This window comes from Kitasatospora sp. NPDC085879, assembly GCF_040686255.1.
Taxonomy (GTDB): domain Bacteria; phylum Actinomycetota; class Actinomycetes; order Streptomycetales; family Streptomycetaceae; genus Kitasatospora.
In genome coordinates, this window is record NZ_JBFBJZ010000045.1 from 21955 (window position 1) to 34800 (window position 12846).

The 12846-nt window shown below is 74.9% G+C and carries 19 protein-coding genes and 4 pseudogenes; 18 read left to right on the plus strand and 5 right to left on the minus strand.

The genetic code is table 11. The annotated features are described in order from the left end of the window. Positions 1–92 precede the first annotated feature (92 nt). The 12 genes and pseudogenes from AB0P35_RS28640 to AB0P35_RS28695 all read left to right on the plus strand — a co-directional run. Positions 93–485, plus strand: a pseudogene (locus AB0P35_RS28640) (gluconate 2-dehydrogenase subunit 3 family protein); the annotation flags it as partial. Between the two features lie 65 nt (positions 486–550). After that, a pseudogene (locus tag AB0P35_RS28645) lies at positions 551–925 on the plus strand (enolase C-terminal domain-like protein); the annotation flags it as partial. Between the two features lie 122 nt (positions 926–1047). Continuing rightward, a complete protein-coding gene (locus tag AB0P35_RS28650; protein WP_363516268.1) occupies positions 1048–1506 on the plus strand; it encodes a hypothetical protein in 459 nt (152 codons plus the stop codon). Between the two features lie 265 nt (positions 1507–1771). Further along, a pseudogene (locus tag AB0P35_RS28655) lies at positions 1772–1975 on the plus strand (glycoside hydrolase family 15 protein); the annotation flags it as partial. Between the two features lie 140 nt (positions 1976–2115). Then, positions 2116–2718, plus strand: coding sequence for a glycoside hydrolase family 15 protein (locus tag AB0P35_RS28660; protein WP_363516396.1), 603 nt, complete (start codon positions 2116–2118; stop codon positions 2716–2718). Between the two features lie 114 nt (positions 2719–2832). Then, the gene (locus AB0P35_RS28665) at positions 2833–3207 is read left to right on the plus strand and encodes an SsgA family sporulation/cell division regulator (RefSeq protein ID WP_363516270.1); all 375 of its coding nucleotides are present in this window, start codon (positions 2833–2835) and stop codon (positions 3205–3207) included. 88 nt (positions 3208–3295) lie between these two features. Continuing rightward, positions 3296–4252: a TIGR03557 family F420-dependent LLM class oxidoreductase gene (locus tag AB0P35_RS28670; protein WP_363516273.1), complete on the plus strand. Its 957-nt coding sequence runs from the start codon at positions 3296–3298 to the stop codon at positions 4250–4252. Between the two features lie 57 nt (positions 4253–4309). Next, positions 4310–4792, plus strand: coding sequence for a hypothetical protein (locus tag AB0P35_RS28675; protein WP_363516276.1), 483 nt, complete (start codon positions 4310–4312; stop codon positions 4790–4792). Between the two features lie 5 nt (positions 4793–4797). Further along, positions 4798–4968, plus strand: coding sequence for a hypothetical protein (locus AB0P35_RS28680; RefSeq protein WP_363516279.1), 171 nt, complete (start codon positions 4798–4800; stop codon positions 4966–4968). A 39-nt stretch (positions 4969–5007) separates the two neighbouring features. Next, positions 5008–5493 (plus strand): hypothetical protein, encoded by a 486-nt coding sequence (locus AB0P35_RS28685; RefSeq protein WP_363516282.1) that lies wholly within the window; start codon positions 5008–5010, stop codon positions 5491–5493. Then, on the plus strand, positions 5490–5795 hold the full coding sequence (locus AB0P35_RS28690) for an MrpF/PhaF family protein (protein ID WP_363516285.1): 306 nt from the start codon (positions 5490–5492) through the stop codon (positions 5793–5795). The genes AB0P35_RS28685 and AB0P35_RS28690 overlap by 4 nt, the downstream gene beginning before the upstream one ends. Further along, positions 5792–5971, plus strand: a complete 180-nt coding sequence (locus AB0P35_RS28695) for a hypothetical protein (RefSeq protein ID WP_363516288.1) — start codon at positions 5792–5794, stop codon at positions 5969–5971. Before AB0P35_RS28690 ends, AB0P35_RS28695 begins: the two co-directional genes overlap by 4 nt. A gap of 12 nt (positions 5972–5983) precedes the next feature. Here the strand turns inward: AB0P35_RS28695 and AB0P35_RS28700 are convergent, their stop codons facing one another. The 3 genes from AB0P35_RS28700 to AB0P35_RS28710 form a co-directional block, all read right to left on the minus strand. Further along, on the minus strand, positions 5984–6538 hold the full coding sequence (locus tag AB0P35_RS28700) for a hypothetical protein (RefSeq protein WP_363516291.1): 555 nt from the start codon (positions 6536–6538) through the stop codon (positions 5984–5986). A gap of 31 nt (positions 6539–6569) precedes the next feature. Continuing rightward, entirely contained in the window at positions 6570–7721 is a 1152-nt protein-coding gene (locus AB0P35_RS28705) for a glutathione-independent formaldehyde dehydrogenase (RefSeq protein WP_363516399.1), read from the minus strand. 337 nt (positions 7722–8058) lie between these two features. Then, complete coding sequence (locus AB0P35_RS28710) at positions 8059–8430, minus strand: low affinity iron permease family protein (RefSeq protein WP_363516294.1); 372 nt, start codon at positions 8428–8430, stop codon at positions 8059–8061. A 90-nt stretch (positions 8431–8520) separates the two neighbouring features. On the opposite strand from AB0P35_RS28710, the gene AB0P35_RS28715 reads away from it, so the two are divergent. Both AB0P35_RS28715 and AB0P35_RS28720 read left to right on the plus strand, forming a co-directional pair. Next, entirely contained in the window at positions 8521–8682 is a 162-nt protein-coding gene (locus tag AB0P35_RS28715; RefSeq protein WP_095878063.1) for a hydrophobic protein, read from the plus strand. Positions 8683–8926: 244 nt separating this feature from the next. After that, complete coding sequence (locus AB0P35_RS28720) at positions 8927–9313, plus strand: hypothetical protein (RefSeq protein WP_363516297.1); 387 nt, start codon at positions 8927–8929, stop codon at positions 9311–9313. Between the two features lie 246 nt (positions 9314–9559). Here AB0P35_RS28720 and AB0P35_RS28725 read toward each other — a convergent pair. Further along, positions 9560–9750: pseudogene (locus AB0P35_RS28725) on the minus strand (metallophosphoesterase); the annotation flags it as partial. A 776-nt stretch (positions 9751–10526) separates the two neighbouring features. Here AB0P35_RS28725 and AB0P35_RS28730 point away from each other — a divergent pair. From AB0P35_RS28730 to AB0P35_RS28740, 3 genes are read left to right on the plus strand one after another with little or no spacing between them, the layout of a single operon-like run. Next, positions 10527–10712 carry a hypothetical protein gene (locus tag AB0P35_RS28730; protein WP_095878061.1) on the plus strand — a complete coding sequence of 62 codons (186 nt, stop codon included), beginning with the start codon at positions 10527–10529 and terminating at the stop codon, positions 10710–10712. 30 nt (positions 10713–10742) lie between these two features. Continuing rightward, positions 10743–11129 (plus strand): DUF2267 domain-containing protein, encoded by a 387-nt coding sequence (locus tag AB0P35_RS28735; RefSeq protein WP_363516300.1) that lies wholly within the window; start codon positions 10743–10745, stop codon positions 11127–11129. 31 nt (positions 11130–11160) lie between these two features. Then, on the plus strand, positions 11161–11376 hold the full coding sequence (locus AB0P35_RS28740) for a hypothetical protein (RefSeq protein WP_363516303.1): 216 nt from the start codon (positions 11161–11163) through the stop codon (positions 11374–11376). A 48-nt stretch (positions 11377–11424) separates the two neighbouring features. On the opposite strand, the gene AB0P35_RS28745 is transcribed toward AB0P35_RS28740, so the two are convergent. Next, complete coding sequence (locus AB0P35_RS28745; protein ID WP_363516306.1) at positions 11425–11598, minus strand: hypothetical protein; 174 nt, start codon at positions 11596–11598, stop codon at positions 11425–11427. Between the two features lie 128 nt (positions 11599–11726). On the opposite strand from AB0P35_RS28745, the gene AB0P35_RS28750 reads away from it, so the two are divergent. After that, the gene (locus AB0P35_RS28750; protein WP_363516309.1) at positions 11727–12827 is read left to right on the plus strand and encodes a glutamate--cysteine ligase; all 1101 of its coding nucleotides are present in this window, start codon (positions 11727–11729) and stop codon (positions 12825–12827) included. Positions 12828–12846: the final 19 nt, after the last annotated feature.

The following is a 12846-nucleotide window of genomic DNA, read 5'->3' on the forward strand; positions in this document are numbered from 1 at the left end:
AGACCGGCCCACCGCTCTTCGCACCGCTGCTGGTCACCATGGTCGGCGGCATGGGCCTGCTCGCCGCCGTGCTGCGCCGGGAGAGGTGAGCCGTGCGAGGACAGCGCCTGCCGGCCGGCCGCCGCGTCCCCTCGGGGGAGAGCGGCCGCGGCTTCCCGCACCTCGACGTCCTCGACCGGGTCGGCGAGTGGGACCCGGCCACCGCCGCCACCGTCGTCGGACGGCTCGCGCTCCAACCCGACCTGCGGTTCTTCACCCCCGCCGAGGAGGCCACCGCAGGCGCCCTGTTCGACCGGCTGCTCGCCCAGGACGGCCCGCCCGGCGCGCCCGAGGTCCCCGTCCTGCAGATGGTCGACGCCCGCCTCGCCGAGGCGCAGACCGACGGCTGGCGTTACGCCGACATGCCCGAGGACGGCGACGCCTGGCGGGCCACCCTCGCCACCCTCGACGAGGACGCCGCCGAGCGGCACGGCGCCGCCTCCTTCGCCGACCTCGCGCCCGACCTGCAGAAGCAGCTGATCCAGGCCACCCAGGACCGGCACGGAAAGCCGTGGCACGGACTGAGTACGGCTACGACCTGCCCTCCTTCGCCCGGATGGCCCCGGCCGTCGACTGCCTGCAGGCGGACGCCACCCGCTGCGGCGGTATCACCGTCTGGCTGCGCGCCGCAGACCTTGCCGAGGCGTGCGGCCTCCAGCTGTCCGGCCACTGCGCCCTGCACGTCCACGCCCACGCCCACGCCGCCGGAGCGATCCCCAACCTCCGCCACCTCGAGTGGTTCCACGACCACGTCCGGATCGAGAGCCGGCTCTTCGACGGCGCCATGGACCCCACCGGCGGCAGCATCCGCCCCGGCGGCTCCGGCGCTCCCGGCCTCGGACTGACCCTCAGACCGCAGGAGGCCGAGCACCTCCGGGCCACCTGACAGCCCGGCAGAGAGGAACTCACACCTTCCAGCGGTGACGCCCCACCCCGCACGCGCTGCGCGACTACGCCCTGCTCGCCGACGGCGAGCGCGGCGCCCTGGTCGGTCCGCGCGGCATCATCGTGTGGCTGTGCGCGCCCGCCTGGGACAGCGACACCGTCTTCGCCGCCCTGATCGGCGGCGCCGGCCACTGCTCCGTCACCCCCCGCCGAACCCGTCGTGCGGGCCGGCTACTACGAGAGCGGCACCCTGATCTGGCGCAGCCGCTGGACCACCACCGGCGGCATCGTCGAATGCCGCGAAGCCCTCGCCCACCCCGGCGACCCGCACCGCGCGTGCTGCTCCGCCGGATCCTGGCCGTCGACGGCGACGCCCGGCTCGACGTGCGCCTGCACGCGGCAGCGGGGTTCGGCGCCCACCACCGCGCGACCCGCACCGGGACGACGCCGGGCGCTGGACCGCCCGGGCCGGCGGCCTGCACCTGCGCTGGACCGGCGCCCCCGGCGCCCGACCGGCCGGCCCCGGGGACGCGTTGCTCCGCACCTCCGTACGCCTGGACGCCGACACGCATCACGACCTGATCCTCGAAATCTCCGACCGGCCACTGCCCGAGCCCGAAGCCCGCGGACCGCCTCTGGCGTGCCACCGAGGACTCCTGGGCCGCCTGCGTCCCCGACCTGCCGTACGCGCTCGGGCGCCGCGACGCCCGGCACGCCGTCGCCGTGCTGCGCGGCATGACGGCCCGGGCCGGCGGCACCGTCGCCGCCGCGACCACCAGCCTGCCCGAACGGGCCGAACAGAGCCGCAACTACGACTACCGGTGCGTGGATCCGCGACCAGTGCTACATCGGCCAGGCCGCCGCGGCGGCCGGCACGCACCCCCTCCTCGACGACTCCGTGCGGTTCGTCGCCGCCCGCCTGCTCGCGGACGGCCCGGCCCTCGCCCCCGCCTACACCCTGACCGGGGCCACCGGGCCCGACCGGCGGACCCTCGACCTGCCCGGCTACCCCGGCGGCTTCGACGTCGTCGGAAACCACGTCAACCGGCAGTTCCAACTGGACACCCTGGGCGAAAGCCTGCTGCTGCTCGCGGCCGCCGCCCGCGCCGGCCGGCTCGACGCAGACGGCCGGCGGGCGGCCCTGGTCGCCGCCCGGCCGTCGAGACGCGCCGCGACGAGCCGGACGCCGGGATCTGGGAACTCCACGACGACCGCTGGACACACAGCCGACTCGTCTGCGCCGCTGGACTGCGCGCCCTCGCCGCCTCCGCCCTCGCCGCCTCCGCGCCCGGCGCCGACAGCGGCCGAGCCGCCCGCTGGGAGGCGCTCGCGGACCGGATCGTCGCCGACACCGCGGCTGACAGCCTGCACCCCACCGGCCGCTGGCAACGCACCCCGACCGACCGCGCGGTGGACGCCGCACTGCTGCTGCCCGCAGTCCGCGGTGCCCTGCCCGCCGACGACCCGCGGACCACGGCCACCCTGCGGGCCGTCCGTACCGACCTCGTCCAGGACCACTACGTCTACCGCTTCCGCCATGACCGCCGCCCCCTGGAGGACGCCGAGGGGGCCTTCCTGCTCTGCGGCTTCGTCATGGCACTGGCCGAGCACCAGCGCGGCAAACTCGTCGAGGCCGTGCGCTGGTACGAACGCAACCGCGCCGCGTGCGGGCCAGCAGGGCTGGACGCAGAGGAGTTCGACGTCGCCCAGCGCCAGCTGCGCGGCAACCTGCCGCAGGCTTTCGTCCACGCGCTCCTGCTGGAGGCCGCGGTCCGGCTCGCCGAGCCATCATGACGGGGCGTCATCGACGGGTGTGAGTACGGGAGCAGAGGGGCAGACGGGGGCCACACCGTACGCGGTACCAGTCGGCGAAGGGACAGCGCACAGATGGAAGGTGTCACCGCCCGCATGCCCATGCGGCTGATCACTGGAGCCGACTCGGTCCACGACATCGACGCCGTTCTGCGGTACCGCGCCGACGACCCGTTCGCCGTCCACCTCGACTTCCGGGCCTTCGACCCCGGAGCGACCTGGATCGTCTCGCGCGAGCTGCTGCTGGCCGGCCTGCACGGACCGGCCGGGGCCGGCGACGTCCGCGTCGAGCCGTGCTGTGGCACCGACCTGTTCGTCGCCCTGGGCCGGAGCGCCGACACGGCCCTGCTGCACACGCCGCTCGGCCACCTGGCGCGGTTCCTGGCCGCCACCACCGACCTCGTCCCGGTCGGGTCGGAGGGTGCCCGGATCGACTGGGACGGGTGCATCACCGCACTGCTGTCCTCCTGAGCAGTCCTCCCGGGCCGCGCCGACGTGTCCGCCGCGGCGCCCCGGGTAGCCGCCGCAAGGGGGCCGGCACAGAGAGGACCACCATGCCATGACCGACTACGGCTACTTCCTGTCGTGCGAGGAGTTCACGCCCGCCGAGCTGATCGACCAGGCCCGGCGCGCGCGGCAGGCGGGCTTCACCCGGCTGGCGATCTCCGACCACTTCCACCCGTGGAACGACGCGCAGGGCAACAGTCCGTTCGTCTGGTCGGTGATCGGCGCACTGTCGCAGGTCGTCGACCTGCCGGTCACCACCCTCGTGACCTGCCCGACGGTGCGGCTGCACCCCGCTGTCACGGCCCAGGCCGCGGCGACGTCCAGCGTGCTGCTGGGTGGCCGCTTCGCCCTCGGCGTGGGCACCGGCGAGGCGCTCAACGAGCACATCCACGGCGACCGGTGGCCGTCCTTCGACGACCGCGCCGCGATGCTGGAGGAGGCCGTCGCGGTGATGAGGGAGCTGTTCACCGGCGGGCTCGTCAGCCACCGCGGCCGGCACTACACGGTCGACAACGCCCGGCTCTACACCCCGCCCGACGGGCCGCTGCCGGTGTACGTCTCGGGCTTCGGGCCGAACGCGGCCGAGCTGGCCGGCCGGATCGGCGACGGCTTCGTCACCATGACGCCCGACGCCGACCTGGTCGCGGCCTTCCGGGACGGCGGAGGCGCCGGCAAGCCCGTCGTCGGCGGGGCGAAGGTCTGCTGGAGCAGCAACCGGGACAAGGCGGTCGACACCGTCCACCGGCTGTGGCCCACCGAACTCCTGCCCGGCGAACTCGCGCAGATCCTCCCCACGCCCGCCCACTTCGAGCAGGCCGGCGAGCTCGTCACCCGCGCGATGGTCGCCGAGGCGGTGACCTGCGGCGACGACGCCCAGCAGCACATCGACACGGTGCGCGGCTACGCCCGGGCCGGCTTCGACGAGGTGTACGTCGGCCAGGTCGGCCCCGACCAGGAGGTCTTCTTCGACGCCTACCGCGAACTCGTCCTGCCGGCCCTGCGGTCCTGACCCGGCACGTGGCCACCGCCCCCGTTTGCCCGGACCCGGACCGGAAAGCCGCACGGTATGACAGGCCACCAAGCCGCCGCCCGGACCGTCGTGATCACCGGGGCGACCGGAGGCATCGGGCGGGCCTGCGCCGCCGCCTTCGCCGCACGCGGCGACCGGCTCGCGCTGATCGCCCGCGGCCGCGCCGGATACTCGACGGCGCCGTCCACGAGGCCGAGCCGGCCGGTGCCGCGAAGGCGATCGCCATCGAGGCCGACGTCGCCGACCCAGAGCGGCGAGCCCCGGCCGGCCGACGCCCCCGGCTCGCACGGCCGCTTCGACGACCGGGCGCGGGCCCGCAGCCGCCAGCAGCAGGCCGCGCACCTGCTCGGCACCCTCGCAGCCCGAGGCCTGCGGACGGCAGGACGGGTGATGCCGGGGCTACGGGCGGCGCTGCCCGGGCCAGCGTCACGGATCCCCGGCCCGCAGACCGCGATGGATCCGGGACGGAGCGCGGCGGAGAGCCCCGGCGCGCCTCCGACCCCCGTACGACAGGAGTGACCACCATGGGATCCGTCCCCGTGTCCCCCGACCCGGACGTCACCCCGGTGCCGCCCGACCCGCCCCCGCCTCCCGGCTCGCCGACCCCGCCGCCGGAACCGCCCCACCCGCGGCCGCCGGACGGGGAACCGGACACCGAACCCGGCCCGGCCGAGCCCGTCGAGCCGCCGGACTGACCGCCGCTCGGGCCCTCGGCCCGGACGGCCGATGAACAGATGGCCGTTCGACGGAAGGACAAGGCGGTGGCCGCGGGTCCGGTCGAGACCGCCGTCTGGTGGGCCGCGCTGACGGGAGTGACGGTGGTGTCGATCAGCACCGTGTCGCCCGTCGAGACACTGGTCGCCGCCACGGCGGCGCTCGGTGCGGCCTGCACGGCCCGCGCCATGCGCCGCGCCGCGGGTGTCGGGTGGCGGGGTGCCCGCGGCGCCGGGCAGGCGGTGTTGCGGCTGCCGTGGGCGGTGCCGTGCGGGTGCGCCGCGCTGTCGGCCGCGGTGGTGCGGCGCCGCGACGACGGAGCGACGGTACGCCGGACCGTCCTGCGGGAGGGCGCCGACCCCGGATGGGCGGCCGTCGTGCTGGCCGCCTCGCCGGACACCTGCGTCCTCGACCTGCCACACGAGGACGACCCCCTGCTGCACACCCTCGACCGGTGCCCGGGGCCGGTGGAGCAGGCGGTCACCGACCCGGGAGAGCGACGGTGAACGCCTGGACCGCCGCCGCCCTGGTTCTGCTCGCCGCCGACGTCCCCGCCTGCGTGTGGGCGCTGTCGAGGGGCGGAACCGTCGGCCGGCTCATCGGGCTCTGCCTGCTGTCGAGCGTCGTCGGCGCGGTGTTCCTGCTGCTGCGCGAGGCCTACGACCGGCCGTCCTACCAGGACCTCGCGCTGGTGCTGGCCGTCCTCGCCCCCGCCGGGACACTCGTCTTCACCCGCTTCGTCACCGGCCGCGGCGACGAGCACGACCGCGACGACGACCACGACACCACGGACGGAGGAACGGAATGACGGCCGGTCACACCACCGCCCTGGTGCGGCAGCCCGACACCCACCGCCGCCCGCGGGCCGCCGCCCGGGCCGTGCGCGGCCTGCGGCGGCTGCACTCCGGCCATCTCGGCGACTACCTCGCCTGGCTGGCCGTCGGCGTCGCCGTGCTCTGCGTGGCCGTCGCCGCGCAGAGCTGACGGCCGGTGCGGTCAGACGTGCTCCGGCACGGTGCCGTGCACCCGATCGGGGCGCTTCGCCGCCCGCCAGGTCCGGTCGAGGGCGTGCCGCAGCAGCTCGGCGGCCTCGGCGTGCCGGGCGTCGAGTACCTCCGCCTGGCGGTCGGCCCGCGCCGACAGGCGCCGCAGCCGGGCGTCGAGAAGGTCGTCCGAGGACGCCGCCCGCAGCGCCCGCCAGAGCGCGGTCTTGCCCTGGACACCGGAGCGCATCGCCTCGGTCTCCAGCAGGTCGCTCAGCGGCGAGCGGCGCAGTACCCGCCCGTTGAGCTTCAGCCGGCCGGCCAGCTCCGCGGCCGCACCCAGCAGCATCCGGTGCCGCCGGGGCCGGACGCCGAGCGCCCGCATCAGGGCGACGAGTTCGTCGCGGTCCTCGGCGATCTCCCGGGCCAGCGACCGCAGGTCGGGGGAGTCCGGGTCGGTCGGATGCTCGCGGGCGATCCGGCGGGCGAGCGCCGCGCCGCCGTAGGCGCCGGCCAGGTGGTCGTTGAGGTAGATGGCGAGCCACCGCTCGCCCTCGCGGTCCGTCATGGTGTCGTTCCTCCGTCCGTGCGGTGCGCGGTCAGGCCGCAAGGACCGTCGGGTGCAGCAGGACCTTCGTCCAGCCGTCGTCCCGGTGGTCGAAGCAGCGGTAGCCCCGGGGGGCCTCGGTGAGCGGCAGTTCGTGGGAGACCAGGAAGGACGGCTCCGCCCGCCCGGCGACGATGAGGTCGCGCAGCCGGGCGTTGTACCGCTTCACCGGGCACTGGCCGGTGCCCATCCGCTGGCCCTTGGTGAAGAAGGTGCCGTAGTCGAAGCCGATCCGGCCGTCCTTTGCGCCCTCGGCGGCGGCCTCCGGGTCCTCGGGGACGTGGACGCCGACCACACCGATGCCGCCCGCCGTCCGGACGGCCTTGACCAGCTGGTCCAGCACCAGTTCGGAGTGCTCCCGGCCGGTCGGGTCGTGCGCCTGGTAGCCGACGGCCTCGACGCCGCAGTCCGCGCCGGCGCCGTGCGTGGCGCCGGTGATCTGCTCGACCGGGTCGGCCGCGGAGAAGTCGACGGGCTCGGCGCCGATCCGCTCGGCGAGCGCCAGCCGGTCCGGTTCCTCGTCGACGACGAACACCCGCGCGGCGCCGCGGATCACCGCGCTGTGGGCGGCCAGCAGGCCGACCGGGCCGGCGCCGAACACGGCGACGGTGTCGCCCGGCCGCATACCGGCCAGCTCGGTGCCGTGCCAGCCGGTCGGGAAGATGTCCGACAGCATGGTGAAGTCGTTCTCGTGCTCGGTGCCCGCCGGGAGCTCCAGCAGGTTGAAGTCCGCGTGCGGCACCCGCAGGTACTCGGCCTGCCCGCCGCCGTACGGGCCCATGTTCGCGTAGCCGTAGGCCGCGCCGTCGACACCCTCGGTGGGGTTCGTGCGGAGGCAGAAGGCCGTCAGCCCGTCCACGCAGTTGCGGCAGCTGCCACAGGCGATGTTGAACGGGACGGACACCCGGTCGCCCGGCTCGATCCGGGTGACGCCAGGGCCGGTCGCCTCGACGATGCCCATGTTCTCGTGGCCGAGGACCTTGCCCTCCTCCACCGAGGTCCGCTCCTCGTACATGTGCAGGTCGGACCCGCAGATGTTGGTCGTGGTGATGCGCACGACCGCGTCCCCGGGCGCCTCCGGCCTCGGGTCGGGCACCTCCTCGACCGACACCTCGTACGGCCCCTTGAACACCACTGCCTTCACGTCGACCAGCCTCTCCGCCGCCGCTCTCGTCGTCCGGTGGTCGCGGCTGCCCATCGCCACCGGGCGGAAACGGCGGCCCGGCCCGCGTTTGCGGCCGCGGGCGTCGGACAGGCGCCCGCGGGGGAGTTCCCGCGCGGGCCGGACACCGGAGACGAGGCCGACCATGTCCAGCCACCACAGCGACCGTTTCCGCGGTGCGACCGCGCTGGTCACCGGTGGATCCCGCGGGCTCGGCCTGCTGATCGCCGGCGAACTCGCCGGCCGCGGGACGTAGGACCGCGCCGGACGCGGCACCAACGAGCCGCAGTGACAGTCCGTCGGCCTGGCCGAGCTCGCGCTACAGCCGCTCCTCCATGCCGACGGCCTCCCGGAGGCGCTCGTGGGCGTCGCCCGGCTGGTCCTCCTGAAGTTCGAGCAGTGCCTCGGCGATGGCGTCGAGCTTGCGCTGGATCGCGTGCTCGGTGCGTCGCTCCGAGTTCTTCAGCATGGCGAGCAGAAGCAGTGTGACGGCGGTCATCGTGTCCCCGACGACCAGTTGCCACTCCGCGCCGAGCCCCGCCGCGTGCACGGCCACGAACGCCGCCACCAGCAGCAGGCACAGGCCGGCGAACAGCGGCGAGGCGGTGAAGTTCGACGCCAGCTCGGCGAACCGCTCGAACGGGCCCCGGCGGCCGTCCTCGCCCTTCCGTGCCGGATGCTGCAGGGTCATCGCCGCGTCCTCTCGTTTCCGGCCCTTCCGGATCCACGTGGATTGACCTGGTCACCGCCGGGCACACGCCGAGCGGGAAGGTGATCGATCATGGTTGCGCTGTTGCTCGTCCTGCTGCTGATCCTGGTGCTGTTCGGCGCCGGGTTCGCCCTCCACCTGCTGTGGTGGATCGCGCTGGCCGTGCTGGTCCTGTGGCTGGTGGGCTTCTTCGTCCGAGGTACCTCCGGGCAGTCTCGGTGGTACCGCTGGTGACGGTAGCCGGGGGCCTCGGGCGGAAGGCCCGAGGCACGGGCGGGTCCGGTACACCGAGGTGTCGCGGACCCGCCGTCCTGCCCGTTCGGTCCGGCAAGCCCGGTGCGATGGGCCACGGCGCTCTCCTTCCGTCCACCCCGCGCCTGCCCGGCCCGCGGATCGGGAATCAGCCCTGCGGGACCGCGCGGCCGGGCCCCGGACGGGCAGCCGCCCGAGCGGGACACACGGCCGCGAGGAGCCCGTGATGACCATCCGTAAGCGCACCCCGGACGGCGCCCGTCGACCCGGGGAACGGCACGACTACCCGCACGCCCCGCACGGACCGGGCCGCACCTCGCCGCAGTGGCGACCCCAGGAGCCGCTGCGTCGCGGCACGGAGCCGGTCACGGCCCGCACCGACCTGGAGCTCAGGCGTCTGCTGTCGCGGATCTTCCTGGGCTTCTTCGTGGTGGGCACGGTCGCCTTCGCCGTCCTTGCCGGGACGGCGGGCACGGGGCCCGCCCCGAACGGCACCACCTTCGCCGTCTTCGCGCTCCTCTGCCTGGCCTTCGCCGGCATCGCCGCGCTCGACCTCATGGTGATCCGCCGCCGTATGGCCGCGGGGCAGGGCAGGGACCGGCGCGTAGGGTGAGCCGGTTCCGGTACCTGCCCGGACGGCGGGTCGCCGTGAAGCGCAGGGCAGTTGGAGGCGTGGGAACGCCATGCCCGGGCAGGCGCTCCGCAGGCCCGAAGCGAGGAGGTGAGGGTGATGGCCAGGATCCGGATTTCCCCAAAGCCCGGCCGCGGCCGCCCGCGGCCCCCGATCGACCTGCGGACCCCGTCCGGTCGCCCGCTGCCGTACTGACGCAGCAGCGACCGCATGCGAACCGAAAGAGCCTCAGCACCCGGCCGGGACGGCCGGGTGAAGCTCGTACAGGGCGAAGGCGTGCCGGACGACCGGCTGCGCCACCTTCCTTACGGGCACCCCGCCGGCGGTCATCCCGTGCTCGGTGCCGGCGTGGGCGTGGCCGTGGACGGCCAGATCCGCCCGCCCCCGTCGATGGCCTCCGCCAGCAGGTAGCTGCCGAGGGGTAGGACCCGGCTGAAGCCGCAGTGGCGCTCGGAGAAGGCGGTGAGTTGACTGGCCATCAGGTCGGTTCGTGCCGGGACGGGCATCCACACCGAGTCCACCGGCCGGGCGGCCGCCCGCTCCAGCAGGTCCGCGCTCACCGGCTAGTCGGAGAGGGCGAAGATCAGGTCGACCGGCCGCCCCTGGAACTCGGTCTTGACCAGCCAGTCCTCCGGCGGCGACCACACGTGCAGCCCCGACCTGGTGAGGACATCGCTGACGGCGCCGATCTCGTCCCGCAGCCGCAGCCGCAGCCGCAGCCGCAGCCGCAGAAGTCGGTGTCGTGCAGCGTCCGCCGCGGCACTCCGTGCGCGTAGGCGGCGACGCTGCCGGCGAGCGCGAAACGGTGGCCGCTCGCCTTGAGCAGCCGCGCCACCTGCGTGGTCGCCTCCAGGATGCCCTGCGACGGGTCCTGGTCGCCGTTCCCGGCCGCCCCGGTCGAGGGGCCGCCGGTGCGGAGCGGGAGATACCGGGGTCGGTCACGCCGGGACCTCCCGTGGTCGACCGTCCGTGGGGACGAAGCCGCGTCCTGCGCCGGTTCGACCGTCCGGGCGGCCGGCCGTTCGTTCGGGACACCTTGTCGGGCTCCGCCGGGGACGGGCGGACCCGCTTCCAGCCAATGCGGCCGGTGTGGAACCACGGGATCGGCACACCATGAGCCGAGCGGCGTTTTGCCAGGTGGGAAGCCGGGCAGGCGAGACCGGTACTCCGTGACCGCACTACCGGAGGAGGAGCCATGGAGGACATCCCGCAGGGCGGCGCCGGGGGAGTGCCCGGCCACCACGACGACGAACAGGACGACCGGAGGACGCCAACGGTGAAGACCGTACGTGCGGGCACACCGGTCGCCGAGCAGGACGCCGACGCGGAGCACCCGCCGTCCGACGCGCAGTCCGACGACGGTTCCTCCGAGGCCGACTGATCCCATCCGTCCGGTCGTAGGGAACGGGCCATGGAACACGAGGAATTCCGCCGCCTGGTGCGAGAAGCGGGCGGCTACGAGGACGACGGCACGGACGAGGCGGTCACCACCGTGCTCGGCCTGCTGGGCGAACTGCTGGGAACGGGCTCCGCAGAGGCTCTCGCGGACCAACTCCCCGAGGAACTGGGCGACCTGGTCCTGACCGACTCGGACGGCGAGGAGGCCCACTGGACCACCGAGGGCTTTCTCGGCCGGCTCGCCGAGGCACGGGACACCACCGCCGACGAGGCCGTCGTGGACGCTTCCGCCGTCCTGCGCGCTGTGGCCGAGGCCGTGGACGACAGCGAACTCGACGCCCTCGTCACTGAACTTCCCGCAGGGTTCGCCGACCTCCTCGGCCACCCCGAGCTCACCTGAGCCCGACCGCTCCACCCGTGAGGAGTCCGTCGTGCCCAACCACTCGAACTCCCGCCCCCGCACGCAGCGCCCCACCGCGCGGGAGGAGGCACGCCACGAGCAGGCCGTCCTCACCGCGATCAGCGCACTCTTCGACGACCTCGCGGCGCTTGGGCCGGGCGAACAGCGGTTCCGCAGCCGGCCTTCGATCGTCGTCCGCCGCCCCGCCGCCGAGCGGGGCCCCACCGACCTCGGCGCGATCGCCTGAGGCGGTCAGGGCGCGCCACAGCCGCCCGCTGACTGCCGCACCCCTCCGCTACGCCGGTCCGTCCCGCCGCTCGGCGTCTGCGCCCCCGTCCTCGTGGCGCAGGTCCAGGGGCGGCGGCTCCTTGTCCTTGCGTCGCTGTCCGAGGACGAACGCCAGGACGAGGGCGACCACCAGGGCCGCCCCGGCCGCGATCAGCCGCAGGTGCGGGCCGGCGTCGTCCACGGCGAGGGCCGTCCAGTCCGCTGGTCAGATCGTGTTCGTGAGAGCCATGGCGCGGCGCCTGTCCCGTTCGCGCAGGGCCAAACCCCGGACGCCGGTTGACCGCCGGCGACGGCGGGTAGCCGCCTCACGTGCTCACCATCGGCGTGGAGGAGGAGTACCTCCTCGTCTCTCCGGCCACGGGGGTGCCTGTCGCGTGCGCCGCCCGGGTACTGGCAGAGGCCGGCCTGCACCCGGCGGTGGACCGCGGCGAGGTACAGCGCGAGCTGCTGCAGGCACAGCTGGAGGTGGCCACCCCGGTCTGCCACGGCCTCGACGAACTCGGCGGCCATCTGCTGCGGCTGCGCCACTGCCTCTCCGGCGCCGCCGAGGCCTGCGGCTGCCGGCTCGCCGCCTGCGGCTCCGCCCCGTTCACCGACCGGCTCCCGGTACCGGTCACGCCGTCGGCACGCTACCGGCGGATGCGCCGGGACGCGCCGGCGCTCACCGACGAACAGATGATCAACGGCATGCACGTGCACATCGGTGTGCCCGGCCGGGCGGCGGGCGTGGCCGTGCTCAACGGGCTGCGCCCCTGGCTGCCCGTGCTGACCGCGCTGAGCGCCAACTCCCCGCTGTGGCGCGGCAAGGACACCGGCTTCGCCAGCTGGCGCACCGTCGTCTTCGGCCGCTGGCCGGTCAGCGGCGTACCCCCGCACTTCGCGGACGACGCCGACTACGACCGGCGCATCCACCGGCTGGTCGCCACCGGACTGCTCCGCGACACCGGGCAGCTGTACTGGCAGGCCCGGCTCTCGGAGCGCTACCCGACGGTCGAGGTCCGCGCGACGGACGTCCAGCTGCGGGCGGACGAGGCCGTCCTGCTCGCCGGACTCGTCCGCGCCCTCGCCGCCCGGTCCCTCGACCCGCGACGTGCCCCCGCCGTCCCGCCGGCCCCGCCAGAACTCCTGCAGACCGCCGCCTGGTACGCCGCCCGGCACGGCCTCGCCGAGCGGCTGCCCGACCCCGCGACCGGCACCCTCGTCCCGGCCGCCGAAGCGGCTGCGACCACCCTCGCCTGCGTCGAACCCGAACTGCGGGCCGGCGGCGACCTGGAACGCGTCGGTGGGGGTCTGCGCCGCCTGCTCGCCGAGGGCAACGGCGCGCTCCGCCAACGCCGCGAACTCCGGCAGAGCGGCCGCAAGGGCCTCGTGCGCATGATCACCGACGAGACGGCGGGCATCCTGCACTGACCCGCGTCGTCGTCTCGCA